The sequence below is a fragment of the Actinoplanes sp. NPDC051494 genome, assembly GCF_044454705.1.
Taxonomy (GTDB): domain Bacteria; phylum Actinomycetota; class Actinomycetes; order Mycobacteriales; family Micromonosporaceae; genus Actinoplanes.
Map to the genome: position 1 here is coordinate 36693 of NZ_JBITDZ010000013.1, position 24926 is coordinate 61618.

Annotated in this window: 26 protein-coding genes; 12 read left to right on the plus strand and 14 right to left on the minus strand. The window is 71.1% G+C overall.

The genetic code is table 11. The annotated features are described in order from the left end of the window. Positions 1-1390 precede the first annotated feature (1390 nt). Positions 1391-1897, plus strand: a complete 507-nt coding sequence (locus tag ACIA6A_RS34475; protein WP_396102172.1) for a SigE family RNA polymerase sigma factor — start codon at positions 1391-1393, stop codon at positions 1895-1897. Next, a complete protein-coding gene (locus ACIA6A_RS34480) occupies positions 1894-3153 on the plus strand; it encodes a TolB family protein (RefSeq protein WP_396102173.1) in 1260 nt (419 codons plus the stop codon). The genes ACIA6A_RS34475 and ACIA6A_RS34480 overlap by 4 nt, the downstream gene beginning before the upstream one ends. A gap of 29 nt (positions 3154-3182) precedes the next feature. On the opposite strand, the gene ACIA6A_RS34485 is transcribed toward ACIA6A_RS34480, so the two are convergent. Then, positions 3183-3809 (minus strand): SDR family NAD(P)-dependent oxidoreductase, encoded by a 627-nt coding sequence (locus ACIA6A_RS34485; RefSeq protein WP_396102174.1) that lies wholly within the window; start codon positions 3807-3809, stop codon positions 3183-3185. Positions 3810-3848: 39 nt separating this feature from the next. On the opposite strand from ACIA6A_RS34485, the gene ACIA6A_RS34490 reads away from it, so the two are divergent. Continuing rightward, complete coding sequence (locus ACIA6A_RS34490) at positions 3849-4367, plus strand: GntR family transcriptional regulator (RefSeq protein WP_396102175.1); 519 nt, start codon at positions 3849-3851, stop codon at positions 4365-4367. Between the two features lie 10 nt (positions 4368-4377). Here the strand turns inward: ACIA6A_RS34490 and ACIA6A_RS34495 are convergent, their stop codons facing one another. Continuing rightward, the gene (locus ACIA6A_RS34495; protein WP_396102176.1) at positions 4378-5145 is read right to left on the minus strand and encodes an endonuclease/exonuclease/phosphatase family protein; all 768 of its coding nucleotides are present in this window, start codon (positions 5143-5145) and stop codon (positions 4378-4380) included. A 32-nt stretch (positions 5146-5177) separates the two neighbouring features. On the opposite strand from ACIA6A_RS34495, the gene ACIA6A_RS34500 reads away from it, so the two are divergent. Further along, positions 5178-5966: a hypothetical protein gene (locus tag ACIA6A_RS34500; protein WP_396102177.1), complete on the plus strand. Its 789-nt coding sequence runs from the start codon at positions 5178-5180 to the stop codon at positions 5964-5966. 129 nt (positions 5967-6095) lie between these two features. Here the strand turns inward: ACIA6A_RS34500 and ACIA6A_RS34505 are convergent, their stop codons facing one another. Further along, positions 6096-7466 carry a hypothetical protein gene (locus tag ACIA6A_RS34505; protein WP_396102178.1) on the minus strand — a complete coding sequence of 457 codons (1371 nt, stop codon included), beginning with the start codon at positions 7464-7466 and terminating at the stop codon, positions 6096-6098. 105 nt (positions 7467-7571) lie between these two features. Beyond that, positions 7572-7994: a DUF2809 domain-containing protein gene (locus ACIA6A_RS34510; RefSeq protein ID WP_396102179.1), complete on the minus strand. Its 423-nt coding sequence runs from the start codon at positions 7992-7994 to the stop codon at positions 7572-7574. Between the two features lie 105 nt (positions 7995-8099). On the opposite strand from ACIA6A_RS34510, the gene ACIA6A_RS34515 reads away from it, so the two are divergent. After that, on the plus strand, positions 8100-9149 hold the full coding sequence (locus ACIA6A_RS34515) for a glycoside hydrolase N-terminal domain-containing protein (protein ID WP_396102180.1): 1050 nt from the start codon (positions 8100-8102) through the stop codon (positions 9147-9149). Next, positions 9149-10432 carry a glycosyl hydrolase family 95 catalytic domain-containing protein gene (locus ACIA6A_RS34520; protein WP_396102398.1) on the plus strand — a complete coding sequence of 428 codons (1284 nt, stop codon included), beginning with the start codon at positions 9149-9151 and terminating at the stop codon, positions 10430-10432. The genes ACIA6A_RS34515 and ACIA6A_RS34520 overlap by 1 nt, the downstream gene beginning before the upstream one ends. Here ACIA6A_RS34520 and yiaA read toward each other — a convergent pair. After that, positions 10422-10892: an inner membrane protein YiaA gene (gene yiaA / locus ACIA6A_RS34525; RefSeq protein ID WP_396102181.1), complete on the minus strand. Its 471-nt coding sequence runs from the start codon at positions 10890-10892 to the stop codon at positions 10422-10424. The genes ACIA6A_RS34520 and yiaA overlap by 11 nt on opposite strands. 108 nt (positions 10893-11000) lie before the next feature. On the opposite strand from yiaA, the gene ACIA6A_RS34530 reads away from it, so the two are divergent. Beyond that, on the plus strand, positions 11001-11765 hold the full coding sequence (locus tag ACIA6A_RS34530; RefSeq protein WP_396102182.1) for a hypothetical protein: 765 nt from the start codon (positions 11001-11003) through the stop codon (positions 11763-11765). A 9-nt stretch (positions 11766-11774) separates the two neighbouring features. Here ACIA6A_RS34530 and ACIA6A_RS34535 read toward each other — a convergent pair whose 3' ends face one another. After that, positions 11775-12575 (minus strand): hypothetical protein, encoded by an 801-nt coding sequence (locus ACIA6A_RS34535; RefSeq protein ID WP_396102183.1) that lies wholly within the window; start codon positions 12573-12575, stop codon positions 11775-11777. Further along, the gene (locus ACIA6A_RS34540; protein ID WP_396102184.1) at positions 12572-13039 is read right to left on the minus strand and encodes a sigma factor-like helix-turn-helix DNA-binding protein; all 468 of its coding nucleotides are present in this window, start codon (positions 13037-13039) and stop codon (positions 12572-12574) included. Before ACIA6A_RS34540 ends, ACIA6A_RS34535 begins: the two co-directional genes overlap by 4 nt. 367 nt (positions 13040-13406) lie before the next feature. Here ACIA6A_RS34540 and ACIA6A_RS34545 point away from each other — a divergent pair, with 367 nt between their 5' ends. Beyond that, positions 13407-14405: a pectinesterase family protein gene (locus tag ACIA6A_RS34545; RefSeq protein WP_396102185.1), complete on the plus strand. Its 999-nt coding sequence runs from the start codon at positions 13407-13409 to the stop codon at positions 14403-14405. Between the two features lie 14 nt (positions 14406-14419). Beyond that, positions 14420-15112, plus strand: coding sequence for a hypothetical protein (locus ACIA6A_RS34550; RefSeq protein ID WP_396102186.1), 693 nt, complete (start codon positions 14420-14422; stop codon positions 15110-15112). Here ACIA6A_RS34550 and ACIA6A_RS34555 read toward each other — a convergent pair whose 3' ends face one another. Beyond that, positions 15113-15559 (minus strand): Asp23/Gls24 family envelope stress response protein, encoded by a 447-nt coding sequence (locus ACIA6A_RS34555; protein ID WP_396102187.1) that lies wholly within the window; start codon positions 15557-15559, stop codon positions 15113-15115. It lies immediately after the preceding gene. Positions 15560-15670: 111 nt separating this feature from the next. Here ACIA6A_RS34555 and ACIA6A_RS34560 point away from each other — a divergent pair, with 111 nt between their 5' ends. Beyond that, entirely contained in the window at positions 15671-17557 is a 1887-nt protein-coding gene (locus ACIA6A_RS34560) for a protein kinase (RefSeq protein ID WP_396102188.1), read from the plus strand. A gap of 4 nt (positions 17558-17561) precedes the next feature. Here the strand turns inward: ACIA6A_RS34560 and ACIA6A_RS34565 are convergent, their stop codons facing one another. Both ACIA6A_RS34565 and ACIA6A_RS34570 read right to left on the minus strand, forming a co-directional pair. Beyond that, entirely contained in the window at positions 17562-17936 is a 375-nt protein-coding gene (locus ACIA6A_RS34565; RefSeq protein WP_396102189.1) for a hypothetical protein, read from the minus strand. A gap of 150 nt (positions 17937-18086) precedes the next feature. Beyond that, positions 18087-18911: a serine protease gene (locus ACIA6A_RS34570; protein ID WP_396102190.1), complete on the minus strand. Its 825-nt coding sequence runs from the start codon at positions 18909-18911 to the stop codon at positions 18087-18089. 153 nt (positions 18912-19064) lie between these two features. On the opposite strand from ACIA6A_RS34570, the gene ACIA6A_RS34575 reads away from it, so the two are divergent. After that, a complete protein-coding gene (locus tag ACIA6A_RS34575) occupies positions 19065-20195 on the plus strand; it encodes a hypothetical protein (RefSeq protein ID WP_396102191.1) in 1131 nt (376 codons plus the stop codon). A 9-nt stretch (positions 20196-20204) separates the two neighbouring features. Here ACIA6A_RS34575 and ACIA6A_RS34580 read toward each other — a convergent pair whose 3' ends face one another. From ACIA6A_RS34580 to ACIA6A_RS34590, 3 genes are all read right to left on the minus strand, one after another. Beyond that, entirely contained in the window at positions 20205-21515 is a 1311-nt protein-coding gene (locus tag ACIA6A_RS34580) for an NYN domain-containing protein (RefSeq protein ID WP_396102192.1), read from the minus strand. Positions 21516-21550: 35 nt separating this feature from the next. After that, the gene (locus ACIA6A_RS34585) at positions 21551-21790 is read right to left on the minus strand and encodes a DUF3040 domain-containing protein (protein ID WP_396102193.1); all 240 of its coding nucleotides are present in this window, start codon (positions 21788-21790) and stop codon (positions 21551-21553) included. Between the two features lie 166 nt (positions 21791-21956). Beyond that, a complete protein-coding gene (locus ACIA6A_RS34590; protein ID WP_396102399.1) occupies positions 21957-22865 on the minus strand; it encodes an AEC family transporter in 909 nt (302 codons plus the stop codon). Between the two features lie 136 nt (positions 22866-23001). Between ACIA6A_RS34590 and ACIA6A_RS34595 the strand changes: the two genes are divergently transcribed. Then, complete coding sequence (locus tag ACIA6A_RS34595) at positions 23002-23664, plus strand: GTP pyrophosphokinase family protein (RefSeq protein ID WP_396102194.1); 663 nt, start codon at positions 23002-23004, stop codon at positions 23662-23664. Here the strand turns inward: ACIA6A_RS34595 and ACIA6A_RS34600 are convergent. Next, positions 23649-24926 (minus strand): GDSL-type esterase/lipase family protein, encoded by a 1278-nt coding sequence (locus ACIA6A_RS34600; protein WP_396102195.1) that lies wholly within the window; start codon positions 24924-24926, stop codon positions 23649-23651. The two genes, ACIA6A_RS34595 and ACIA6A_RS34600, sit on opposite strands and share 16 nt — an antisense overlap.

The window sequence follows — 24926 nt, forward strand, 5'->3', positions numbered from 1 at the left end:
GTGTTGCAGCAGATCGACATCGCGGCCAGACGTAGGCCCGCGGCACCGGCCTGCTCGACCAACCGGGCGGCCAGTTGAGCGCCCACCCCGCTGGAGCATCCACGGCTGCCATTGTCATTGTCAGGGCATCGCTCCTTGATCAGGAGCTACACCGTTCGCTTTACCGGCCCACGACTGAACGGCGTCGCTGTGAGTGAGGGGTCGCCATCCGTTGCTGGGTGCCGGGAGAGTGATCGCCCGGCGAACCACCACCAGTTCTTGTCCGTCCCGCAGCCACAACGCCCAGTCTCAGCCGGGTGGGCGGTCGTTGGTGCCGGGGCGAGCGGCGGTGCTGTCCTTCCGTCGCTTCGCGGAGGTAGCGCGGTGCGGGGCGGAGGTTTCGATGGTCGTGGGTGGCGTTCGCGGCCTCGACGGTGGGGACGTGGCTGGGATCCGGGCATTTCCGTTGATCGCGATCCGGGTGCTCGGCAGTGGACCGGCGGCCATGTCAGTCCTGGCCTCGGCTGGGGTGCCGGTGGGGCGCTGGTCGCGCTTCCGCTGGAGCCTTGGGGTGGGCGGCCGGGCCGAGAAGCGGTCATAGTCGTCACCGATGTTGTGCGCCTTCTCGCACTGATGAGATTCCTGTCGCGTACGTCTCGGTGGGTCAGCTCGGCGGCCGGGACCACGTTCCGGTCGGCGAGTCGGGCTTTCGGTTGACCGGCTGCTGGAGGGAAACGTGCGCACCGAGTCGACCACCATGATCGGGACGACGTCGGGTGGTGCGGCCATGACGGGGCTCGGTCCGGTGGTCACCGCTGTCGCCAACGCCGCGGGGTTCCATTTATCGGCGGTGGCGGTCGGGCGGATTGACCATGCCGAGGCGGCCGCTCCCCGACGGGGCCGGGTCGACCGGGTCGGCGGGGTGGGCCGGGTACCGCGGCCGTTGTTCTGGAACACCGTTGCGGTTCCATGGCTACGGTGCCTCTGCTCGCCGTGCTGGCGTCGGGGGAACTTGGCTTGACGGTACGGCCTTGCGTTCGGGGTGGTCTGCTCGGTTCGCCAGGCGAGCCGGTGGTGGCCAGGCGAGCCGGTGGTGGCCAGGCGAGCCGGTGGTGGCCAGGCGAGCCGGTGGTGGCCAGGCGGGCCGGTGGTCGTCGGGGTGGGTTTGGTGATCGTGGTCGAGCTGGGCATCATCGCGTGCGGGGGCGCCTTCGACGCGTTGCTCGCCATCGAACGTTTCGAGGCTTCCCGGGGGTGCCGGCCGCGGTCAGCGGGGCACGTTTCGTGATCGGGGCGGCCGGGGTCCTGCTCCTGGACACACCGCTGTTGCCGCGCGCCGTAAAATTTGTGCGGCCCGGCCTCAACCATTCTCGGCAACCCCGGCGTCCTTAAGCGTCGAGGGAGGTGGCGGATGGCTGATCATGACGATTTCCGAGAGTTTGTCCGGGAACGTACCCCAGCGCTGTCCCGCCACGCGTACATGCTGACCGGAGACCATCAGCTCGCTGAGGACCTGTTGCAGAGCGCACTGGCGAGCACATACCGGCATTGGCGGCGGGTCCGGGACACCAATCCCGAGGGGTACCTGCGGCAGGCCATGTATCACCAGCACATCAGTTGGTGGCGACGGAAACGCGTACGGGAGCAGTTGTTCGCGGCGCCGCGGCAGGCCCCGCAGGCCGACCCCTCGGACGCGACGGCGCTGCGGCTGAGTATAGCCCAGGCGCTGGGACAGCTGACCGCGAAACAGCGGGCGGTGATCGTGCTGCGGTTCTACGACGACCTGACCGAGGCGCAGGCGGCGGACGTGCTCGGCTGCCGCATCGGCACCGTGAAACGGCACGCCCATGACGCTCTGCGCCGGCTGCGCGACATCGCACCGGATCTGCTCGACGACGGGGAAAGGACCGCGCGATGACCGCTGGACTGCGCGAACAGCTGCGACGCGAGGCCGGCGCGGCCAAGACCTACGACGTGTACGAACGTAGCCTCGCCACCGCACGGCGCACCCGTCGCCGTACGGCGGTGTCCTGGGCGGCCGTGGTCGCGGCCTTCGCGCTGGCCGTGCCGTTCCTGCCGCACCCGAGCGCGCAGCCGGTCGTCCCGGCCGACGGGGTGACCTGGTCGTTGCCGGACCGGGTCGGGGTGCCCGCGTTCGGGTCCGCCGACGCCACCGCGAAACCGTTCCTGGGCGCCGCGTCGATGCTGTTCACCGGTGGTGGCATGCGTTTTGCCGGCGGCCTGGGCGACACCGACCGGTACGCGCTGGTGGGCTCGTCCTCCGACGAGTACCGCACGCTGCGGGCCGACACCACCGACGGGCCGGCGCTGCTGTCGCCGGACGGCACCGTCGTCGCGACCTCGGAAAGCCTGGTCGATCTGCGCACCGGGGACTCCACGCCGTCACCGGGTACGCCGATCGCCTGGTCACCGGACGGCCGGAAGCTGCTGACCGCGGGTGACCGGCTGGCCATCGCCGACCTGGACCATGGCATTTCGGTCGGACCGGGCACCTCGGTCGACCTCGGCGTCCCGGACCGGTCGATCTCGGCGGCCTGGTCACCCGACGGGCGGCGGCTGGCATTCGTACGGTCCGGCCGGGTCCAGGTCGTCGACGAAGCGGGCACCCAGCTGGTGTCGTTCACCCGGCCCGGCACCTCGGCGCTGGCCGGCAAGGGCGCCTGGCTGCCGGACGGGAGCGCGTTCGCGACGGTCCCGACGGACTCCACGGCCTGGTCCCTGCGCTGGTTCGACGCCACCACCGGTCAGGAGGTGACCGGCCCGGTGCTGCCCGCTGTCACCGGCACGGTGACCGGCGGCGGGATCCTCGGGTGGCGCCCGAACGGCACCGCGCTGGTGTTCGTCTACGGCTACCCCACCTACGAGAACCCGCAGGCGAGCGCCCCGCCCCGGGCTCTGCTGCTGGCCCCCGGGGCGCCGACGGCGTCCGAGGCGTTCGAGGTCCCGGACGAGATCACCGGCCTCGACGTCGCCGATCTGGCGATCGCGTCCGGGATCACCCGCGACGGCAGTCCGCCGTTCCCGATCGGGCCCCGGGCCTGGCCGTGGGTGCTCGGGGGCCTGCTCGTCGCCGCCGTGCTGGGCGGCCTGATCTGGCGGTTCATCGATGAGATCCGGGCCTGGCAGGCGGCGTCACCCTGGAACCGCGACTGACTCACCGCCGGAAAACGAAACGGGCAGGCTCAGCGCGGGGGGAGGCTCAGCGCGGGGGCAGGCGCAGCGCGGGGGCAGGCGCAGCGCGGGGGCAGGCGCAGGCCGGACATGCCGCCGTCCACGGCGAGGGACATGCCGGTGGTCGCGGAGCTGTCCGGACAGGCCAGGTACGCGACGGCCGTCGCCACCTCCCGCGCGGTGACCAGGCGGCCGGTCGGCCGGCGGGCGGCGAGCCGGGTCTTCTCACCCTCGGGATCGCCGGTACGGGCGAGCAGCCGGGCCACCCACGGTGTGTCGACCGTGCCCGGTGCCACGCAGTTGACCCGGATGCCGTCGCCGACCAGGTCCGCGGCCATGGCGAGGGTCAGGGCGTGGACCGCTCCCTTGGAGGCGGAGTACAGCGCGCGCTGCACCAGCCCCGCGGTGGCCGCGATCGAGGAGATGGTGACGATCGCCGCGTGGTCGCTGCGCCGCAGGTAGGGCAGCACCGCCGCGGTGGTCCGGGCGACACCGATCACGTTGACGTCGAGGACGCGCTGCCATTCGGCGTCGTCGTTGGCCTCGACCGTGCCGACCGCGCTGATCCCGGCGTTGTTGACGAGGATGTCGATGCCGCCGAACTCGGCCGCCACCCGGGCCGCCGCGCGCTCGAGCACACGCTCGCCCCGTCGGGCGACCGGGTCAACATCGACTCCGTGGCCCGTGAGCTGGCGGTCTCCCCCACACCCGTCCGCGAGGCACTGGCCCGCATGAAGTCCGAGGGGCTGGTCCGCAAACGCCCCCTCGCCGGTTACCCGGTCAGCCCACTGCTCACCCGGGCCGAGTTCAACGACATGTTCGACATGCGCCTGCTGCTGGAGTGCGCCGCCGCCCGCTGGGCCGCCGCCCGGGCCACCGACGAACAACGCGACCAGCTGGTGCACGTCGCCGCGCGCACGATCGAGGGCGGCGACGACCCCACCTGGCACGCCGCGTTCACCGCCCTGGACGCCCAGCTGCACGACCTGGTCGCGGCGGCGTCAGCCAGCCCGCTGCTGCTGCACGACAGCATCACCCGGTTGCACGCGCAGCTGCACCTTCATCGGCGCTATTTCCCGTACGCGCAGACCGCCGTGACCAACGACGAGCACCAGGACCTCGCCGCCGCGATCCACGACCACGACCCGGACCGCGCCGAGTCGGCCATGCGCCTGCACCTGACCCACGCCCGCTAGCGCCACCTCGTCACTTTCGACTGACGTCCAGGCGCGCTTCGATGCCGTAGTGGTCGGACAGGAACACCGGCTCGCCGCCGGGCCGGATCACCGCGTCCCGCAACACCAGCCGGGTACGCGCGGCAAGTCCCGGGCGTACCAGAACGTGATCGAAAGCCGGCGGCGACGGCCATTGCTCCGTCGGCCGGTAGGTCGGCTCGGGGTCACCGGCCCGGGTGTCGAGCAACCCGGCCGCGGCCAGGAACTCGGCCAGGACCGGCGACGACCGCGGCACGTTGAGGTCCCCGGCCACCACGACCGGGAGCGCCGGATCGATCGCCGTCACGATGCCGGCGAGATGGCGCAGTTCGGCCCGCTGGACCCGGGTGTACCGGTTGCCCGCCGACCAGTCGTCGTCCCGGTTCGCCGACAGATGCGTGTTGACCACCGCCACCGGCCCGCCGGCCGTCCCGACGACCAGCACCTGAGCCCCCTTGCGCATGATCAGCTCCGGCCGCACCGGCCCGCCGACCGGATACCGTTCGAACCGCACCCCGCTGACCGGCAGCCGCGACAACGTCACGAGGCCACCGGCCAGCACGACCGCGCCGGTGTGGGCGCGATATCCGTGCGAGCGAGCCAGACTGCCGATCAGCCCGGCGTTCGCGCGATACATGACCTCCTGCAGACACACCACGTCATGATCGGCGGCCTCCAGGATCGGTCCGAGCAGGCGCAACCGGGCCCGGACGTCATCCTTCATGAGCGCGTTCAGGGTCAGCATCCGCAGCAATGTCACCCGAGGATTCCACCACCTGCCACACTCGGCGGGTGCCCTCACCATGGCCGGCATCGACACTGGCCGACCTCGCCCGCACCCGGCTCCGCATCGAGAACGGCCAGGTGGTCGCGATCGAGGCCGACGACGACCACCTCCCGGTGATCTTCAACTGGCGACAGAACCCGACCCGTTTCGCCGTACGGTCGCCGTGGCCCGACGACACACCGGAGGGCCCCTGGACCGGCCTCCCCATGGACTCCGCCGAGGAATGGGTCGCAGAATGGGGCGGCTTCCTGTCCGAGGAACTGTCCAACGGGCTCGTACGCTGGGGGTTGCGGACCCCGCGGGACGGCTACGTGGAACTGAACCACCCGCCACCCGCCGAACCGTCCGGGTTCTCCGTCACCGACCTCCCACCCGGCCTCGGCGCCGGCATCCGGCTCACCCTGCAAGGCCTGGACATCGCAGCCGGCCGGCGGGCATCGTGGAACGGCCACCTCCTGGCATGGCTCCGAGCCGTCGAGCACACCACCGACGCCCGGACCCTCGGCCACGCCGTGGTCACCCGGGAACCGGACCACCCGCACACCGCCCGCCTCACCGCCCTGGGCACGGTCCCGGGAGCCCCCGCCGAGCTGGCCGCCCACCTGGTGGTACGCGCCCAGCTAGAAGCCGCCGACGCCGGCGCAACACACCTGGTGACCGCGCTACCGGGCCCCATCCCCCACTTCCCCACCACCCCCGGCGACCGAACCCTCCCCACCGACCACCTCCCCACTGATCCCAGCCCCGCCCCCGATCCCAGCCCCGCCGCCTATCCCGGCCCGCCGCCGCGCTAGTCCCGGCCACCGCCGCGCTGATTCCGGCCCGCCGCCGCGCTGATTCCGACCACTGCCACCGGGCGCGAGTCAGCGCCACCGGGCGCGAGTCAGCGCCACCAAGCACGGGTCAGCGCCACCAAGCACGGGTCAGCGCCACCGGGCGCGAGTCAGCGTGGCGACTGCGGCGACCGCTGCGGCAAGACCGGCGGCGGCGATCATCCAGAGCCCCGCGCCGACCCCGAGCCGGATAGCGCCGGCACCCGTTTCCGCCAGGTCCGATCCCGACCTCACCAGCGCGGTGATCTTCCAGGCCGCGAGTCCGATCAACCCCACCGAACCACCGGCCGAGACCACGCCGGCAGCCCGCGGCCGGCCCCATAATCCCAGCACCGAGCAGAGAACCAGAACCAGTCCGAGACCGGCACTCACCCATCCGAACGGACCGGGAACGATCCCGGACACACTTTCCCGCCCATCCTGCGTACTGAACGTCGCCCACGGCAGAAAGGACCCGAGGATCCCGGCACCCCCGGCGATCAGCAGCACCCAGGAACCGGCCGACGCCGGCCCGGATGACGCCCGGGACAGACCCAGGCCGACCGGCTCCACCACCGGCCCGGCCCCCTGCACCCCGGCCCCCTGCACCCCGGCCCCCTGCACCCCGGCCCCCTGCACCCCGGCCCCCGGCCACTCCCCGCCCCCGGCACCTCCGGACTCGTCCAGCTCCGTCGACTCCGGCCCGGGCAACCGCACCGAATTCCACCCCCCGAAATCCTGCGCGAGGGGTTCGGAGAAGGCCCGCGGAAACGCATCGACCTGCGGTGACAGCGGAAACAGCTCCACCGACGGGAACGACTCGGCCCGCGAGAACGACTCGGCCTGAGAGTACGACTCGGCCCGCGAAAACGACTGGGCCCGCGAAAACGACTCGGCCTGAGAGTGCGACTGGGCCTGAGAGTACGACTCGGCCTGAGAGAACGACTCGGCCTGAGAGAACGACTGGGCCTGCGGAAATGGCTCTGGTCGCGGGAAGGACCCGGCCTGTGACGCGAAGTCGGCCGGGGCGAAAGGCAAGGCCTGCGGGAACGGCATGGCCTGCGGGAAGAGCGGCGGCTGTATCGCTTCCGTCGGTCCGCGTTGGACGACGGCGGCCTCGTCCGGTGACGGTGCGGCCGGGGAGAAGAGCTGAGGTTGCCGAACCGGTCCGGGGCGGGCGGACGAATCAGCCGGATCGAACGGCGAGGCCTGCGGGAACAGATCGGCACGCTCGACCGGGAAAGCGTCGGCTTCCTGGACCGGGAGCGGCTGGGGGAACGCCGGTGGCAGCGGGAAGGGCGGCGCCTGGCGAAAGAGCGCCGGCTGCGACCGGCCGGCCACGGGGTGACCGGCCACAGGGCGACCGGCAATGGGCTGGCCGGCGAGCTGCTGTTCGGCGAGGGGCCAGTCTGCGGAGGAGGAGGAGGAGGAGGAGGAGGAGGAGGAGGAGGGCTGGGGTGCGGGGGGCGGCTGGTGGGGCATGGTGCGTCTCCTGGGCGGAGCTCACTGGACCGAGGGGTGCGGAACCGCGGTTCGGCCCAGTGCGCGGGAGGCCGGCCGCATGTCCTGCCATCGGCAGCCGGTCGTTCAGGATGAGGGTTCCCGGGTGCGGGCTCGCCACCGCACCAGGGTGTGCAGCGCCACCAGCGGGAGGACTCCTACGGTGTACCAGGCCAGGTCGCCAGCGTCGAACTGGACGCCCAGAGCCAGGCGGGAGAGGGCGCTGTGGGCCGACCAGCGGGCGGGCAGGCCGGTGAGCTGGAAGCATTCGACCGCCCAGCAGAAGACCACGGCTACCGCTCCGGCCGGCCAGGGGCGGGTCGCCGGGGCCAGGACGTAGACGCCGGCGTAGATCATCGAGGCGTAGAGGGCGGTTCCGGAGTACTGGGCCAGCGGGCCGGAGCTGTCGAGGACACCGTTGTCGCCGGCCAGGAGCCGGATGCCCAGGGCGGTGGCCAGGATGAGACCGACGGCCAGGACGCCGGCCAGCCGGACATGTACCGATTTCACGGCGTCACCTTAGCGATCACCATCAAGGTAAGCGCTTGCTTGGAGGTGGGTGGCGGCCGTACGGTCCCAGAGTCTATCGATGCTTGTCGATCATTGGGGGATGTCGTGGATCGTCGGACGGTGCTTGCCGGGATGGGGGCGGCCACGGTGGTGCCGCTGGCCGGGCCGGAAACCACAGCGACACCGGGAAGAGGCGAGCGCACCGCGGCCGGCAAGCTGATTCTCTGGTACGACGAGCCCGCGACGGACTGGGAGAGCCGGGCGCTGCCGATCGGGAACGGGATTCTCGGCGCCTCGATCCTCGGGGGCGTGGCCGACGACGGGATCCTGCTCAACGAGAAGACGCTGTGGACCGGTGGGCCGGGGTCGCCCGGATACAACTTCGGGAACTGGCACCGGCCGGGCGCGATCGCCGGGGTGCAGCGGGCGATCGACGAGCGGGAGCGGCTGGCCCCCGAGGAGGTCGCCGCCGCGCTGGGGCAGGCCCGCAACGGGTACGGCAGCTATCAGCCGCTCGGCACCCTCACGCTCACGACCGACGTGACCACCGATGTCGAACACTATCGCCGCGAACTGGATATCGAGCAGGCCATCGCCCGGGTCGATTATGTCGCGGACGGGGTGCACCATTCCCGGGAGTATTTTGTCAGCCACCCGGACCGGGTCGTCGTCGTGCGGATCAGCGCCGACCGGCCCGGCCAGGTCGCTTTCACGGCGAGCCTGGGCAATGCCACCTCGGCACGGGGCCGGATCACCCTCGCCGGCGCGCTCGCCGACAACGGCCTAAAATACGAGGCCCAGGCCCAGATCAACACCAGGGGCGGCTCTCGTACGGACAATGCGGACGGATCAGTAACCGTCAGCGGTGCCGACAGTGCGACGATCGTGGTGGCCGCCGGCACCGATTACGCCGACCGTTATCCGGCGTATCGGGGCACCGATCCCCACGCCCGGGTCACCGAGACGGTCGAGCGCGCTTCCGGCCGTACCCAGGAAAAGCTGAAAGCGGCGCACGTGCGCGACCACCGCGCGCTTTTCGGCCGGGTCGAGCTGGATCTCGGGCGGCGGTTGCCGGATCGGCCGACCGACGAGGTCCTGCGAGTGATCCGGCCGCACTGGAGGAGCTGTTCTTCCAGTACGGGCGGTACCTGCTGATCGCGTCCTCGCGTTCCGGCACTCCCCTGCCCGCCAATCTGCAGGGCATCTGGAATCCCTATCCGTCGGCGCCGTGGTCCGCCGATTATCACGTGAACATCAATCTGCAGATGAACTACTGGCCGGCGGACGCGACCAACCTCGGCGAAACCGTCGCGCCGCTGGTGGATTTCGTGGACGCGCTGCGGCGCCCGGGTGCCGTCACCGCGCGGGAGATGTTCGGTGCGGGTGGCTGGGTCGTGCACAACGAGACCAATGCGTTCGCGTTCACCGGGGTGCACGACTGGCCGACCGCGTTCTGGTTCCCGGAGGCCGCGGCATGGATCGCGCGGCACCTGTACGACCATTATCTTTTCACCCTCGACCGGGAATTCCTGCGCACGAGGGCGTGGCCGGTGCTGCGCGAGGTGGCCCGTTTCTGGCTCGACGAGCTGCATGTCGATCCGCGGGACGGGCGCCTGGTCGTCTCGCCCAGCTATTCGCCCGAGCACGGCGATTTCTCGGCCGGGGCGTCGATGTCGCAACAGATCGTCTGGGACCTCTTCGTCAATGTGGCCGAGGCCGCGGCCCTGATCGGCGACCGCGGGCTGGGCCGCGAGGTCACCGCCGCGCTGGCCCGGCTCGACCCGGGCACCCGGATCGGTTCGTGGGGGCAGCTCCAGGAGTGGAAGGGCGACTGGGACGACCCGGCCGACGATCACCGGCACGTGTCGCACCTGTTCGCGCTGCACCCGGGCCGGCAGATCACCCCGGCCGCGACGCCGGAGCTGGCCCGGGCGGCCGAGGTGTCGCTGCGGGCCCGCGGTGACGGCGGTACCGGGTGGAGCAAGGCCTGGAAAATCAACTTCTGGGCCCGGCTGCAAGACGGCGACCACGCCTACCTGATGCTCAGCGAACAGTTGCGGACCAGCACCCTGGCGAACCTGTGGGACACCCATCCACCGTTCCAGATCGACGGCAATTTCGGGGCCACCGCCGGGATCACCGAGATGCTGCTGCAGAGCCACGCCGGCGAGGTGCACATCCTGCCCGCCCTGCCGTCGGCCTGGCCCCGGGGGCGGGTCACCGGGCTGCGCGCCCGCGGCGACCTGACCGTGGGGATCACCTGGTCCGGCGGGACGGCCCGGGAGATCACGCTGCTGGCCGGGCACACCGGCGAGGTGACGGTGCGCAGCCCGCTGTTCGAGGGCCACTACCGGATGGACGTCGCGCACACGGTCGAGGCGGACCGGTGCACGTTCACCGCCCGGGCCGGCGTCGCGGTGCGCGTCGTCAGCCGATGATCTGCTCGTGGGAGTACATCGGCGGCATCGCCGGGACGGGGGCCGGGGCGGGCATCCGGTACTGCAGGGTGTCGCGGACGTTCTTCTGCACCGCGACCGCGGCGAACAGCGTCATGGTGAACGCGAGGCCGTAGAAGCCCTTCTCGCTGGCCGCCATGCCGCTGTTGATCAGGCCGATCACCAGCATCAGGGCGCCGAGCGCGACCACCGACCAGGACAGGCCGAGGTACAGCGCCGACACCGGCAGGCCCTCGGCCTTGTCCCGGACCGACTTCTGCAGCGACACCGCCGCGAACACGCCCAGCAGCAGCACGGCGGCGTAGAAGCCCTTCTCGCTCTTGGTCATCTCGGCGTTCCACAGGCCCACCGCGTAGGAGACGAAGCCGAGGACGAGCACGGCCCAGGACGCGCCGACGAAAGCGGGGGTGGGCCTGGTCGAGGACGACGGGTGGTTCGCCATGGGACTCTCCGGGGGTGGTGACGGCCCGCACGGTGCGGGGCACGGGGTCCAGCCTGCGCGAATGCCGGACGATCATCATGAGTAGCGGTACCTACCGGCGGTAGGTAGGTGCGTGAAGTACCGTCTTGCGTCATCGACACGAAGGCGGCATACACGACGGGAACGGGCGTACGGCTGGCGGCGGTCCTGGCCGGAGCGATGATCGCCGCCGCCGGTTGCGGTGGCGGGGCCCCCGCCAGGAACACGGACACCGGCGCCGCGGGGGCGAGCGCCGCGGGGGCGACAGCCGCCCCGGAAACCGGAGTCAGCGCGGCCGCTGGAGCCAGCTCGGACGCGGAAGGCGGGAGCGCGACCGACGCGCAAGGCGGGAGCGCGACCGACGCGGGAGGCGGGAGCGCGACCGACGCGGGAGGCGGGACCGCGAGCGGCTCGGATGACGGGACCGTGGATGGGCTGCCGCCGGGGAAGACCTGTGCGGAGGTGGCCAGGGCCATCGCCCGGGCGACCGGCATCGCATGGGTCAAGCCGGCCGGCGTGGGCGACGAGACCCAGCCGGGCGAGCGCCGGTGCGAGGCCCAGGCCCCGGGCGCGACGTTGCGGGTTGTGCTCTACCGGCCGGACTGGCCGGCCGACACCCCGGAGAAGTTTCTCACGGACGCCAAGGCGCGCAGTGGCGGCTGCTCGACCGAGATGGCCGCCCCGCTGGACGGCGTCGGTTACGCCACGAGCTGCGTCGACCCGAGCGGGTCGGTCACCACGCTCGTCATCGAGGCGGGCTGGGTCGTGGTGTCCGTGACCGCCCCGGACGAGACGGTCACGTTCACGCAGAAAGCGTCACGCAAGGGCGCGGTCAGCGCACTCTCACTGCTCTGACCGCGGCCTTCATTCGAAATCCCCCGGTACGTTCACCCGGGCCCCGCTCTCGGTGACGGCCGTGATCGCGTACGCGTCCCCGGTCGCGTCCCGTCCGCCGGAGGCGTAGGTGTACCGGGCGAAGAACGTGTACGTGCCGGGACCGACCGAGTCGCCGGACGACATCTCGAAGCGGTAGATCAGCGCGTCCGGCTCCTCGGACACCGAGGTGGTGACGCTGGCGCCCGGGACCTGGCGGCTGCCGCCGCGGGACGCGAGCTCCGGCGTACGCGTCACCTTGATCTCCACCTGGAAAGCGGTCAGCCGTTCGGTGGTCGTGAACGTCACGACGCTGTTGCCCTGGGTATCGCCGTTGGTGGGGTCGACCGAGCCGTCCGCGGTGATCGGCGCGGGTCCGGCCGGGGTTGCCTGACCGGTCGTGGCCGCCGGGGGCGACAAGGACGGCGAGGTGGTCCGCGACGGGCGGGGTGTCGACGACGACGTGGTGTCCGGGGCCGGGCTGCTGGTGTCCGGAACGACCGGCGCGGTGACCGTCGGCGATGGCGATGCGGTCACCACCGGTGGTGGTGGCACGGGCTGCCCGTCACCGTCCGCGGCCAGCGCCCATTGCGCGATGCCACCGCCGCCGAGCAGGGCCGTCATCGCCACCGCCGCGCCGGCCATCCGCAGCCGTACGGGTGACCGCTTCCCGGCCACCTCGTCGCGCAGCACCGTCCGGGTCACCCGGTCGAGCATCGCGTCGCGGTCCGGCCGGTACCCGGTGGCCTCGGCGCGCACCGCCGCGCGGACCGTCTCCTCGGTGAGCCTCATCGCGCCGTCCCCCAGCCGTCGACGGCGGTCAGGTCGCCGCCGAGCAGGTCGCCCAGCTGCCGGGCACCGCGGGTGATCTCGGCGCGCACCGCCGTCACGGAGGTGCCGAGGATCCCGGCGATCTCCCGCTCGGACAGGTCGAACGCGTACCGCAGGACCACGCAGGCCCGGCGCCGGTGCGGCAGCCGGAGCAGGGCCCCGGGCACGTCGGCGGCCGGCCCGCGACGCAGCAGCCGGAGCAATCCCCGGGGTACGCGCCGGCGGGCGAGGCCGAGCACGACCGCCCGTCCGTACCCGGCGGGGTCGCGTTCCCGGGAGGCGTGCTCCCAGCGTCGCCAGATCTCGGCGAACGCGTCCCCGGCGAGGTCGTCGGCGGTCGACGCGTCACCGGTCATGAGGTACGCCAGGCGGGCGAACGAGGCATGGTGAACGTCGAAATAGGCACGGAAGGCGGTGTCGCGCATCGACACCCTTCTGACTGGTACGGATCGGTGGGCACCCTGAGCGACCCGGGCCCCGCTCCGGACGGATCCGGGGTGGGGGCGTGTCGTCACGTGGGCCGCAGGATACGGGAAACCGGCGGCCGGATCGATCACTCGCATCCGGCACCAGCGGCGCTGCGTTCCACGTCGGGTTCCTCCTGATAAGTGCATTGTCACCGCCGCACGCGGTCACGCCCCACTAGTGGCCGGAGCAGCCCGGAAGGTTGTCCGGGTGACTGAAGTCATAGCGAATTCCCGGCTTCTGCACGCCGTCTTGCACCTCGGAGGAAGTGACCGTTAACATGCCAAAAATATCGAAGCTCATAAATACGTACGGGAGGTTCGGCGCATGTCCCCATCCCACGTCCGGCGGGCAGGACTGGTGGCAGCAGCAGCCGCCCTGACCGCTCCGCTGCTGAGTGCCCCCGCGTTCGCGGCGACCGCGATCACCGTGGCCGCCGACGGCAGCGGCAACTACACCACCATCCAGGCCGCCGTCGCCGCCGCGACCACCGGCACGGTCATCACCGTCAAGCCCGGCATCTACCAGGGCCAGGTGCAGATCCCGGCGAGCAAGTCCGGCATCACCATCCAGGGCTCGACCGGCACCTCCGGCGACATCGTCATCACCGGCAACAAACCCCAGTCCACCGCGGGTACGGCCGGCAGCGCCACGGTCTACAACCTCGCGGCGAACACCACCATCAAGGGCCTGACCATGCAGAACACGTACGGCGAGGGCAGCCAGGCGCTCGCGCTGTACGCCGCCGGCGACCGCCAGACGTACCGCAACGTGCAGATGAAGGGGTACCAGGACACGTTCCTGTCGTGGGGCGGCACCGGCAGCTCCCAGATCCGGCAGTACGTCTACAAGAGCTACATCGAGGGTGCCGTCGACTTCATCTACGGCAACGGCGCGGTGGTCATCGACTCGACGACGATCAAGTCGCTCGACCGGGGCAGCAGCAACAACGGCTACATCACCGCGGCCGCGACCCACTCCTCGAACCCGTACGGCATCCTCATCACCCGCTCGACGCTGCAGGGGCCGTCCGCGGCGCAGACCGTGGCGCTGGGCCGGTGCTGGCACGCCGGCGGTGCGGCGGACGCGATCGGCCAGGTGCTCGTGCGCGAGTCCATCCTCGGCGGGCACATCCGCCAGGCCGGGGCGTGGCAGGACATGAGCGGGTTCTCGTGGAAGACGTGCCGTTTCACCGAGTACGCGAACACCGGCGCGGGTGCCTCCACCGGCACCGGCGACCGGCCGCAGATGAGCGCTTCGACCGCGGCGAACTACACCGCGCAGAAGTACCTGGCCGGATCCGACGGCTGGAACCCCGTCCAGTGACGAGAGGACCCCTCATGAAGATCGCCGTCCGCATCCTCACCGCCGTCGTGGTCGCCGCGGCATCGTTGATGACCGTCGCCGCGCCCGCCGAGGCCGCCGTCTGGTCGTCCACCGACCGCTGGGGCACCTGGACCAGCAACGGGTACACGCTCTACAACAACGTGTGGGGCTCCGGCTACGGGCCGCAGACGATCTGGGCCAACTCGGCCTCCAACTGGGGTGTCTGGGCCAACCACCCGAACACCGGGGGCATCAAGTCGTACCCCAACGCCACGAAGTACATCGGCAAGAAGGTCAGCGCGCTGGGCACCACGACCAGCAGCTTCAACGTCACGGTGCCGACCAGCGGCGTCGCGTTCACCACCGCGTACGACATCTGGAGCTCGGACCACGCGCACGAGATCATGCTCTGGATGAACAAGTACGGCGCGGTCGGGCCGCTGGGCACGCTGCAGACGACGACCTCGGTCGGCGGCCACACGTGGGCGATCCACCGCGGTTCCAACGGCTCCAACCAGGTGTACTCGTTCGTGCGCACCATCAACACCAGCTCCGGCACGGTCGACATCCGGGCGATCGCCCAGTGGATCCGCGCCCAGGGCTGGTTCGGTGACGTGACGATCGGCGACGTCCAGCTCGGCTACGAGATCACCTCGTCGGCCGGCGGCAAGGACTTCGTCACCAACTCGTTCTCGGTCACCGGCTGATCAGATCCGGATGTCGTCGACCTTCACGTCGACGCCGGTGACCTGCACGCCGTAGTTCTCCACGGCCTCGATGACCTTGGTACGCACGTCCGCCGTCACGTCCGAGACCACCTCGCCCGCCGCGATCACGAGCACCACGGTGATCGCGGCGGTGGTGCCCTCGACCCGGGCCGACACCCCGCGGGTCGCGTCACCGACCTCGTCGAGACCGACCTTGTCCAGCACCGCGTTGAAGAACCGGGCGACGTCCCCGCCGAGCTCCGCCACCCCGGGCACCGAACGGGCCGCGGCGGACGCGATCTTCTCGACCACCTCACGGCCGACCGACGTGGCGCCCCGGTACGCGGCGACCTCGACCACCTCGGCACCGCCGTGCTGCGGCACCGGGCCCGAGACCACGGCGGGCAGGAACATCTCCAGGGTCCGGTCCGTACGGTCGTCGTCCATTGTTCCCCTCGCGTGATCCACAGCAGAGCGTGGGGAGCCTACTTCACGCCATAGGCGGCTATGACAGCATGTGCGCGTCGTCCCGCCCGCCTCGTGACAGGGAACCGTTCCGTGGAGTCGCTTCAGCCGTCCGACCCGGCGACCATCGGTCGCTACCGCCTCACCGGACGACTCGGGGCCGGCGGGATGGGCAGCGTCTACCTGGGCCTCTCCCCTGGCGGGCGGCCCGCCGCGATCAAGGTCGTCCACGAGAGCTTCCAGCACCACCCCGAGGCGCTGGCCCGGTTCCGCCGCGAGGTGGAGACGCTGCGCACGGTCCACAGCGCGTACACCGCGGCGCTCATCGACAGCGAGACGCAGAAGGCGCCGTACTGGGTGGCCACCGAGTTCCTGCCCGGCCCCACGCTGCACCGGGCCGTCGGCGACAACGGCGCGTTCTCGACCGCCGCCTGCTACGCGCTGTTCGCCGCCCTGGCCGAGGGCCTCACCGACATCCACACCCGCGGCGTCTGCCACCGTGACCTCAAGCCGCAGAACGTGATCATGTCGGCGACCGGGCCACGCCTCATCGACTTCGGCATCGCCCGCGGCGAGGAGCAGACCGGCCTCACCCGGACCGGGCACGCGGTCGGCACGGCCGGATACACCGCACCCGAGGTGCTCACGGCAAACCAGGTGGGCCCGGCGTCGGACGTGTTCGCGCTCGGCGTGACCGTGGCGTTCGTGGCGACCGCGCGGGCCCCGTACGGAACCGGCACGTTCACCGCCATCACCATGCGCGCCATGACCGGCGAGATCGACCTCGCCGGGGTAGACCCGGGCCTGGCCACGCTGATCCGTTCGTGCGTCGCCGTCGACCCCGCACAGCGACCGGACCCGGACGCGATCATCGACACCTGTCTGCGCCAGTCCCCCGGCACCCCACCCCCGACCCCAGCCACCGCCGCCGACGCCGACGCCGCAGAGGCAACAAGCCTGATCCCGGCCGTCCAACCAGCCCCCGGCGCCGCGCAGTCCGGCTTGGGCGAGGCCGCCGTTTCGAAGCCTTCGCTGGAGACGACGACGTTCGGCCCGGCCGCGGGCCATGGCGGGCCGACCGCCTATGGGCCGGGCACCACAGGGCCGGGCGCTTACGGGCCGGGCGCCACCGGGGCGGCGGCCACGCAGTTCGCGGTGGGACCGCCCTCGCCTATACCTTCTGGCCCTTCGGCGGCGGGCGGGCGTGGTCCGGCGGGGCTCAGCGGCCGGGTCCTGGCGTTGCTCGGCGGGGCCGGACTGTTGATCATCGGCTTGCTCGTGGTGGTGATCACCCAGGCGTTCGCCGGGGACGACGATGCCACACCGGCGGCGACCGGCCCGACCGGCCCGACCGCCACGACCACCGCCGCCACAGCCGCCGGCACCGGCACCGAGGCCGGAACTGGGCCTGAGGCCGGCACCGGACCTGAGGCCGCCGCACCCCCGCCCGCGCCGGAAACGGAGCCGGGGACAGAACCGGCCACCGAGGACGGGACTGCGGAGAACGGGGCTGCGGAGAACGATGCGGCGGAGAACGATGCGGCGGAGGACGGGGCCGCGGAGGACGGGACCGCAGGAGACGGGAACGCAGGTGGGGCGATCAGTGACCGGAGTGGCAGCCTGTGCATCGCGATGCCGGACGGCGGGGAGCTGCTGGCCGAGGCAAAGGTCGCGGCCTGTGACGGTTCGCCGGCGCAGCGGTGGGTGCGTACCTCGTGGGACGGATTTCAGCAGGGCGACCTGTGTCTGGACATGGGCCCGAACAAGGCGGTCCCCGGGGAGAACACGACCCGGATCTTCCTCTGCAACGAGTCGGACACCCAGCAGTACCACTATCGCGAGGACGGGTCGATCGTCAGCCCGGAGACCGGCCTCTGCCTGGTGATCCCCGACGAGTTCGCGCCGCGGCCCGAGGACCACCACCTGACGATGGTGGGCTGCGACTTCACCTTCGCGTGGACGGTGCCCGGGCGGGCCTGACCGTTCAGATGGTCAGGTCGGCGTCGATGCGGCGCAGCTGGAAGCGGGCGAGGCCGAGGTTGGCACGGTTCTTGTCCAGCGCCAGGTAGAGGAAGAACGAGTCGCCGGACCGGCGCGGCTGGAGCATGCGGATCAGGTGGTACTCGCCGCCGAGCGTGATGAGGATGTCCTCGACCGCGTCGACGAGCCCGATCATCTCCTGGGTGCGCAGCTGGGCACGGACCACGTCGGTGTTGCCGGCGGCGGCGACCTGCATGTCCAGCGTGGGGCTGCCGCCGAGGGCGCCGAGGGTGAGGCCGCTGGAGTAGTCGACGAGGGCGACACCGATGGCCCCCGCGATCGTCATGGCTTCCTTGAGCGCGCCGTCGATGTCAGCCATGGTGGTGTCCTCCGTGATGCATTATCCATCCGGTGATCCGGGAATCACCGGACGTCATGATGTTGATCTTTGTGCGGGCCAGCGTGACAGACGATCCCCGGAACACGAAAATGGGGTGCCCGAAGGCACCCCACGATTCCCCCTAAAGCGTCACGGCTTGGGCAGCAGGCACCCGGAGATTGTCAGATCGATCACCCTCGCCGAGGTCAGGCAGGTGGTGAACCAGTACGTCTCCTGGCCGTAACTCTGTCCCTCGATCACGGTCGTGGTGCCGTCCGCGGCCACCTCGCACGGGTTGTCGAGCGTGCACATCTCGCCGCTCTCGTTACCGGTGTTGTTGATGCCGACAACCTGACCCGACGCGGTGTCGACGATCGGTGACCCGGACGTGCCCGGGATCGTGTCGCAGCCGGTGCTGTACCGGATCGAGTCCTTCCAGGTCCACTCGTCCTCGCGCAGCGTCGGCACGAAACCGTTGATCGAGCAGTTCCAGATCTCCTTCCAGTAGCTGGACGGGATCGCCATGGCGCTGCCGCTGACCGGGTGACTGCCGGAGATCGTCAGCGCGGTCACGCCGTACGAATTGGTCAGCGCCGCGTACGTGGAGGTCAGCCGGTACAGCGTGACGTCGGTGCCGGTCATCGTCGCGTAGAGCACCCGGTCCGCGCGGACCCGGCCGAGCGCCGCGCCACTGCTGTTGAGCAGCGTGCCCGTACGCGTGCTGGTGCGGTTCTGCAGCACCGTGCCGGCGGCGATGAACCCGCCCTCGTAGCAGTGGCCGTTGGTGAGCATCAGGGCCCGGTCGGTGCTGACCGAGGTCGGGTAGCGCACCAGCGAGGCCGAGCAGTTGCTCAGGGCGATGGTCGATCCGAGGCTGACGGCGTTCACCGCCTGCGCCGGGGCCGGTCCGAACAGGGCTCCGCCGGCCGCCGCGAGGGCGGCGACGCCGAGTGCCAGGACGCGTCGTACGCGCATGAATGTGGTCCCTTCCGCAGGACGAGGATCTTTCACCTGCCGGTAGGTTGGCATTTTGCATTGATTGATGTCAATGCGGGTAATCCCTTGACTCTGCATCGGTGACCGTTAACATTTTCGAAACATATTGGACACCGATCTGCGGGAGCCGCCATGATGATGCGTTTGCTGACCATTGCCGCGACGGTGGTGGCCACCGTCGGCGTGGGCGCGGCACCGGCCGCGGCCGCGGACTGCGGGGCGCTGTCCTACCAGGCCGATGCGACCCTCAGCGGCAGCACGTGGACCGCGCGGCATGCCGGCACCACGGTGTACACCGGCACCGACATGCGTGCCGCCGTCCAGGCCGCGGTCAGCAGCCTGCCCGCGGGACGGACGGCCAAGCAGAACGTGCTGGTGCGCGGCTCCGGCACGGTGAGCGCGAACTCCCGCATCTCGCTGCCCAGCTACACCCTGCTGGACGTCTGCGGCACGATCACCGTCACCGGGAGCGGCAGCGGTGACCAGGCACCGGTCTACTCCCGCGGCACGCACGACGTCGAGGTCGCCCACCTGAACCTGGCCGGCGCCCCGTTGTACGGCATCTTCATGCGCAGCGTGTCCAACCTGATCCTCGGGCAGATCGACATGCGGCTCAGCGGCGGGCTCGGGGTCCGGATCGACAACTACGGCGACACCGGCGTCATGGCCAGGAACATCAGGATCGACAACGTGTACGTCTCCGGCGCGAGCTCGCACGCGGTCGAGACGTACGGCGTCGACGGCATCACCATCGGCACCGTGACCGCCCGCAACGTCGGGGAGTCGGGTCTGCTGCTCAACCAGACGATCAACGCCACGGTCGGCACCGTCGACGCGGAGAACGCCGGCACCGGCACCGGGTACGCGGCGTTCCGGATGGCCAACCGCAACGGCCGGGTCGGCGGCGCGTACCCGACGAACATCAGGGTGGGCCTGGTCAAGGCCCGCGGTGGCGGCCGGGGTGTCTTCTGCGTCTCGGAGAGCGGCGGCGCGCTGATCGACCGGGTCGACATCGCGAACACCGGCAACAACGCGGTGCTGGTGGAGAACTGCTACAACGTCGTGCTGGCCGGGACGTCCGGGACGATCAGCGGCGGCGGTGAGGTCCGCATCTCGTCCCGGACCGAGTTCGCGCCGTCGTCGGACGTCCGGTTGCAGAACCTGACGGTCAGCAACACGGCCATCCGCTGGAGCCCGTGCACCGGCACCAACAACACGATCAGCAACGTCACCCGGGTGAACTCGACGCTGACCTGGTGCTGAGTCCGGGTGTCAGCCGCCGGTCGTGAGCAGGTAGTCGTCGGCGTCGGGGCTCCACTGGAGCTGGACCGTGCCGCTGGTCGCCGCCGCCTTGCAGAACTGCAGGAAGCTGCGGTAACCCAGCTTCTTCTCGCTGAAGTCGGGCCGGACCTTGCGGACCTGGTTCTTGAGGCCGGACAGGGCCACCGAACCGGTGCCGTCGCCGCCGGTCAGGTCCAGGACCACGGAGTGCAGCAGGGCGAACGCCGCCTCGCGGTCACCGTGCTCGGGGAGGGTGACCTCCGGGTCGCCCTTGGCCGAGCCGTCGAGCAGCTCGACGACGTTCTTGCCGGCCAGGTGCCGCAGCAGCTCGCCGAACGCGCGGAAGCCGTAGTCCGCCTCGTTGAACGTCGGGTCCTTGCGCAGCAGCGTGCGCTTGAGGGTGGACGCGGTCACCGCCCCGCTCGCGCTGCGCTGCAGGCCGGACACCGTCTGGGCGACCAGCGCGTCCAGGCTGTCGACATCGCGGGCCGGGCTGCCGGCGACCGGGGCGTCGGCGACCACGGCACCCTTGCCCCGGAACTGATCGGCCCGGAACTGATCGGCCCGGAACTCCTCGGCGCGGAACTGATCGGCTCGGAACTCGGCGGCCCGGAACTCGGCGGCCGGAACCCCGGGAGGCGCGACCGGGCTCTCCACCACGGGGGCCTCGGGGGCCGGGACCTCGGCAGCCGGGACCTCGGCAGCCGACGGGGCGGCGTCGGTGACCGGCGGGGTCTTGACGGCCGGCGCCGAGGCGGCGGCCGACGGCGCGGCCTGGTCGGAGGAGTTGTTCGGGCGGCCGCGGCGGGGCCGGGCCGGCGGGACCTCGACGCCCTCGAGCCGGTCGTAGAAGAGGAACTCGTCGCAGGCCGGGGGCAGCAGCGCCGACGTCGACCGCTCGACGCCCACGCCGATGACCCGCTTGTTCAGCTCGCGCAGCTTGTGGACCAGCGGGGTGAAGTCGCTGTCGCCGGTGCACAGCACGAACGTGGAGATGTAGTCGCGCTCGAACGCGATCTCGAGCGCGTCGACGACCATCTTGATGTCGGCGGCGTTCTTGCGTGACGCGCCCATCCGCTGCGGCATGTCGATGAGCTCGACGTGCGAACGGGTCAGCATCCGGCGGTCCTCGTCGAAGTACGACCAGTCGGCGTAGGCCCGGCGCACCACGACCCGCCCCCGCTCGGCGAGGGCGTCGGTCACCGGCCGCAGATCGAAGGGCATGCCACCGAGGTGCTCGCGCGCACTGATCGCGAGATTCTCGTAGTCGAGGAACATGGCGATGCGTTCTTCTTGATCCACGCAGGTCAGCCTACGGGGTCACCCGGAAAAGCGGTTCAGGGCCGGTCGGGCCGGAACCAGAGGCGCAGACCCCACAGCCCGGCGATGACCGCGATCAGCAGGCCGGTGCCGCCCCCGGTGGCCGCGAGGAACGGCATGCTGAGCCACAGCAGCAACGCGAGCCCGGGACGGCGGGGCGGCTCCCGGGTCTCCGGCCTGTCGGCGAAACCCGGGTCCTCCTCGAGCAGACCCGAGACGATCTCGTTGAACCGCCGCCGGTCGTAGGAACTGAGCACATTACCTCCCGCACCACGTCATGCCGGAACCGCCAGAAGCAGATACGGACAGCCTGACCCGGCCGGACGAGGCCGGGACGTACGAATCTGTGGGATCTCCGTCACAGTGGGAGAAAGGCGAGGTAGCGCGCCTGCCGACCGTACTGTCCAGTGCCCGACAGCGGTCTCAGCGGGTGAACAGCACCGCGATGAGCAGCAGCACGGGCACGCAGCAGATGCTGGACAGGAAGATCGAGTCCCGGATCAGCACCAGGCCGGTCCCGAAGCGCTGGGCGTACAGGAAGACGTTCTGCGCGGTGGGCAGCGCGGCCAGCACCGTCACCGCGTACGTGGCGTCGTGGTCCAGACCCACCGCGGTGGCCAGCAGGAACGCGATGGCCGGCATGCCGGCGGTCTTGAGCGCGACCGCCGCGATCGTGGGCGCGCGGTCCGGGCCGGGGGCGAGCACCCGGCGCCCGACCAGTGACATCCCGAACGCGATCAGCACCACCGGCACCGCGGCCTGGCCCAGCGCGTGGACCGGGTCGGCGAGCACGCCGGGCAGGTCGAGGCCGGTCACCGCGGCCACCGCGCCGAGCAGCACCGCGATGATCATCGGGTTGCGCAGCGGGCCGAGCACCATCGACCGCCAGGAGGCGCGACCGGTGGTGCCGATCTCCAGCAGCGAGAGCGCCAGCGGGGTGATGATCAAGAGCTGCAGGAACACGATGGGTACGACGAGAGTCGCGTCGCCGAGCACGTACGTCGCGACCGGGAGGCCGATGTAGTTGGCGTTCGTGTACCCGCCCGCCAGCGCCCCCAGGATCCTGGTGCCCCGGTCCCGGCGCCGGAAGAACAGCGCGAAGAGCGCGAAACAGAGCACGGCCGCCGCACCCGACACCAGCAGCGGCTCACTGAACAGCAGGTGCAGGTCGGCGCCGGCCACCCCGGTGAACAGCAGGCAGGGCGCCAGCACGAGGTAGACCACCCGGCCCAGCACCGCCTCGGCGTTCTCCGGCAGCGTCGACCAGCGGCGCAGCCCCCACCCGACCAGCACGATGGCGCCGATGAGCGCGAACCCGGAGAATGCATTCATCACGCCGGGGACGCTATGCCATCAGGTCCGGGCTGTGTGATCGGCGGTGGAGGCGAGCGCCTACGGTAGGACGGTGACCTCGGCAGCTGGAGAACTACCTGAGCCTGCTCAAGACGGGCCTGCTCACGAGGGCCAGGTGGTGCGGCGAGCCATTCCCGAACCGGAGGCGTTCCGGGAGCTGACCACGTTCATGATGGTCTACAAGTTCGGGCTCGCCGAGATCCGTACCAAGATCGACATCCTGGCGGAAGAGCTTGCCCACCGCGGCAGCGGCAACCCCATCGAGCACGTCAACCCGCGCCTGAAGACCCCGGCGAGCATCACCGCCAAGGCCCAGCGGATCGGCTGCCCGCTCACGTTCGACGACCTGCGCGGCCGGATCCGCGACATAGCCGGCATCCGGATCGTCTGCAGCTTCGTCTCCGACGTCTACACCGTCGCGGAGATGCTGACCCGCCAGCCGGACGTCAACCTGGTCGTCACCAAGGACTACATCGCGAAGCCCAAGGCCAACGGATACCGCAGCCTGCACCTGATCGTGGAGATCCCGGTGTTCCTGTCCGACCAGGTGGTGGCGGTGCCGGTCGAGGTCCAGCTGCGCACCGTCGCGATGGACTTCTGGGCCAGCCTCGAACACAAGATCTACTACAAGCACGACGCGACGGAGATCTCCGCCGCCCTGCGCGCCGAGCTCGCCGCCGCGGCCGAGGACGCCGCCCGCCTGGACCAGCGCATGGAGGGCCTGCACCGCGAGATCCACGGCCCCCGCCGTCCGTCACCCGCCTACCCCAGGGAGTAGGCGGCGGCCAGGGCGGCGTACCCGGTGGGATTGAGATGCAGGTGGTCGCCGACGTCGTAGGCGGCGGCCAACCGGGTGGGAACGGCCGGGTCCCGCACGGCGGCGTCGAAGTCGACCACCGTGTCCACCAGATCGCTGCTCCGGATCCAGGCGTTGACCGCCTGCCGGGACCGCGCCCGCAGCCCCCCGGGGTCGTCATAGCCTTCGTGCCCGCCGAACGGTGTCAATGTCGCCACCTGAAATTCCAGGTCAAGGGCCTGAACCCGAAGACCGATCTGGATGTACGCGCTGAGCACGTCGGCGACCACCCGCTGCTGGGCCTCCTCCGTGGCGGCGGTGGTGCCGATGTCGTTGACGCCCTCGAACAACAGCAGCCACCGCGCCGAGCCGATCGTCAGCACGTCCCGGTCGAGCCGCGCCAGCACACTGGGCCCCAGCCCGTCGTTGAGCAACCGGTTGCCACCGGCGGCCTGGTTGAGCACCGCGACGCCGGCCGTCCGGGGCCGGGCCCGCAGCCGGGCCGCGAGCTGATCCGGCCATCGATCGTTGCCGTTGGTGGTCGACCCCCGCCCGTCGGTGAGCGAATCCCCCACGATCACCAGCGCCCGCGCGATGTGCGCGGGGGCCACCTCCACGCCGCTGATCAGGTACCAGTGGTCCACGGGGGTCGCGCCGGGGAGGTCGGGGGCGGTGTGGTGGTCGCCGAGGATGAGGTGGGAGGTGGTGCGGGAGCCGGGGTGGGAGGTCAGGGCGCTGCCTGCCTGGCCGGTCGCCAGGTAGGCGGTGATCGTGAGCTCGGTTCCGGGGCGCACCGGCAGGGGCACCGGGTCGGAGACGACCTGCGCCCCGGGCGGCACCACCGCGGACGGGCGGCCGGAGAACGTAAGGTCGCGGCTGGTGCCCGCCTCGATCGCGGGCGAGCCGGCACGCCCTCCGGCGGGCTCGGCCACCGCGGCGGCGGTGATCGGCAGGTCGGTGGTGCCGAACGCGTTGGAGAACCGTACCCGCACCTGGCCGCCACCGAGCGTGAGGTGCACGGTCTGGCGCAGCGTGGTGCCGGCGAGCAGGCTCCCCGGCCCGGTGAACGGCGCCGGTGGCAGGTTGCCCGGCTCGGTGAGCTGCGGCATCGCGACCCACGAATGCACCCAGCGCACCCGCCGCGCCCGCCGCCCGGGAGGACCGGCTCCGGCGGCCGCCGGGTCGGTGAGCAGGGTGGCCGGGACGGCCGCTCCGGCGAGGCCGAGGACAGAACGCCTGCGCAT

Coding starts and splice junctions, on each gene's coding strand:
- ACIA6A_RS34570 (WP_396102190.1), bottom strand. CDS start 18,911: ATGCGCGTACGACGCGTCCTGGCACTCGGCGTCGCCGCCCTCGCGGCG.
- ACIA6A_RS34475 (WP_396102172.1), top strand. CDS start 1,391: ATGGCTGATCATGACGATTTCCGAGAGTTTGTCCGGGAACGTACCCCA.
- ACIA6A_RS34505 (WP_396102178.1), bottom strand. CDS start 7,466: ATGCCCCACCAGCCGCCCCCCGCACCCCAGCCCTCCTCCTCCTCCTCC.
- ACIA6A_RS34555 (WP_396102187.1), bottom strand. CDS start 15,559: ATGGACGACGACCGTACGGACCGGACCCTGGAGATGTTCCTGCCCGCC.
- ACIA6A_RS34480 (WP_396102173.1), top strand. CDS start 1,894: ATGACCGCTGGACTGCGCGAACAGCTGCGACGCGAGGCCGGCGCGGCC.
- yiaA (WP_396102181.1), bottom strand. CDS start 10,892: ATGGCGAACCACCCGTCGTCCTCGACCAGGCCCACCCCCGCTTTCGTC.
- ACIA6A_RS34545 (WP_396102185.1), top strand. CDS start 13,407: ATGTCCCCATCCCACGTCCGGCGGGCAGGACTGGTGGCAGCAGCAGCC.
- ACIA6A_RS34540 (WP_396102184.1), bottom strand. CDS start 13,039: ATGCGCGACACCGCCTTCCGTGCCTATTTCGACGTTCACCATGCCTCG.
- ACIA6A_RS34600 (WP_396102195.1), bottom strand. CDS start 24,926: ATGCGCAGGCGTTCTGTCCTCGGCCTCGCCGGAGCGGCCGTCCCGGCC.
- ACIA6A_RS34590 (WP_396102399.1), bottom strand. CDS start 22,865: ATGAATGCATTCTCCGGGTTCGCGCTCATCGGCGCCATCGTGCTGGTC.
- ACIA6A_RS34565 (WP_396102189.1), bottom strand. CDS start 17,936: ATGGCTGACATCGACGGCGCGCTCAAGGAAGCCATGACGATCGCGGGG.
- ACIA6A_RS34535 (WP_396102183.1), bottom strand. CDS start 12,575: ATGAGGCTCACCGAGGAGACGGTCCGCGCGGCGGTGCGCGCCGAGGCC.
- ACIA6A_RS34575 (WP_396102191.1), top strand. CDS start 19,065: ATGATGATGCGTTTGCTGACCATTGCCGCGACGGTGGTGGCCACCGTC.
- ACIA6A_RS34550 (WP_396102186.1), top strand. CDS start 14,420: ATGAAGATCGCCGTCCGCATCCTCACCGCCGTCGTGGTCGCCGCGGCA.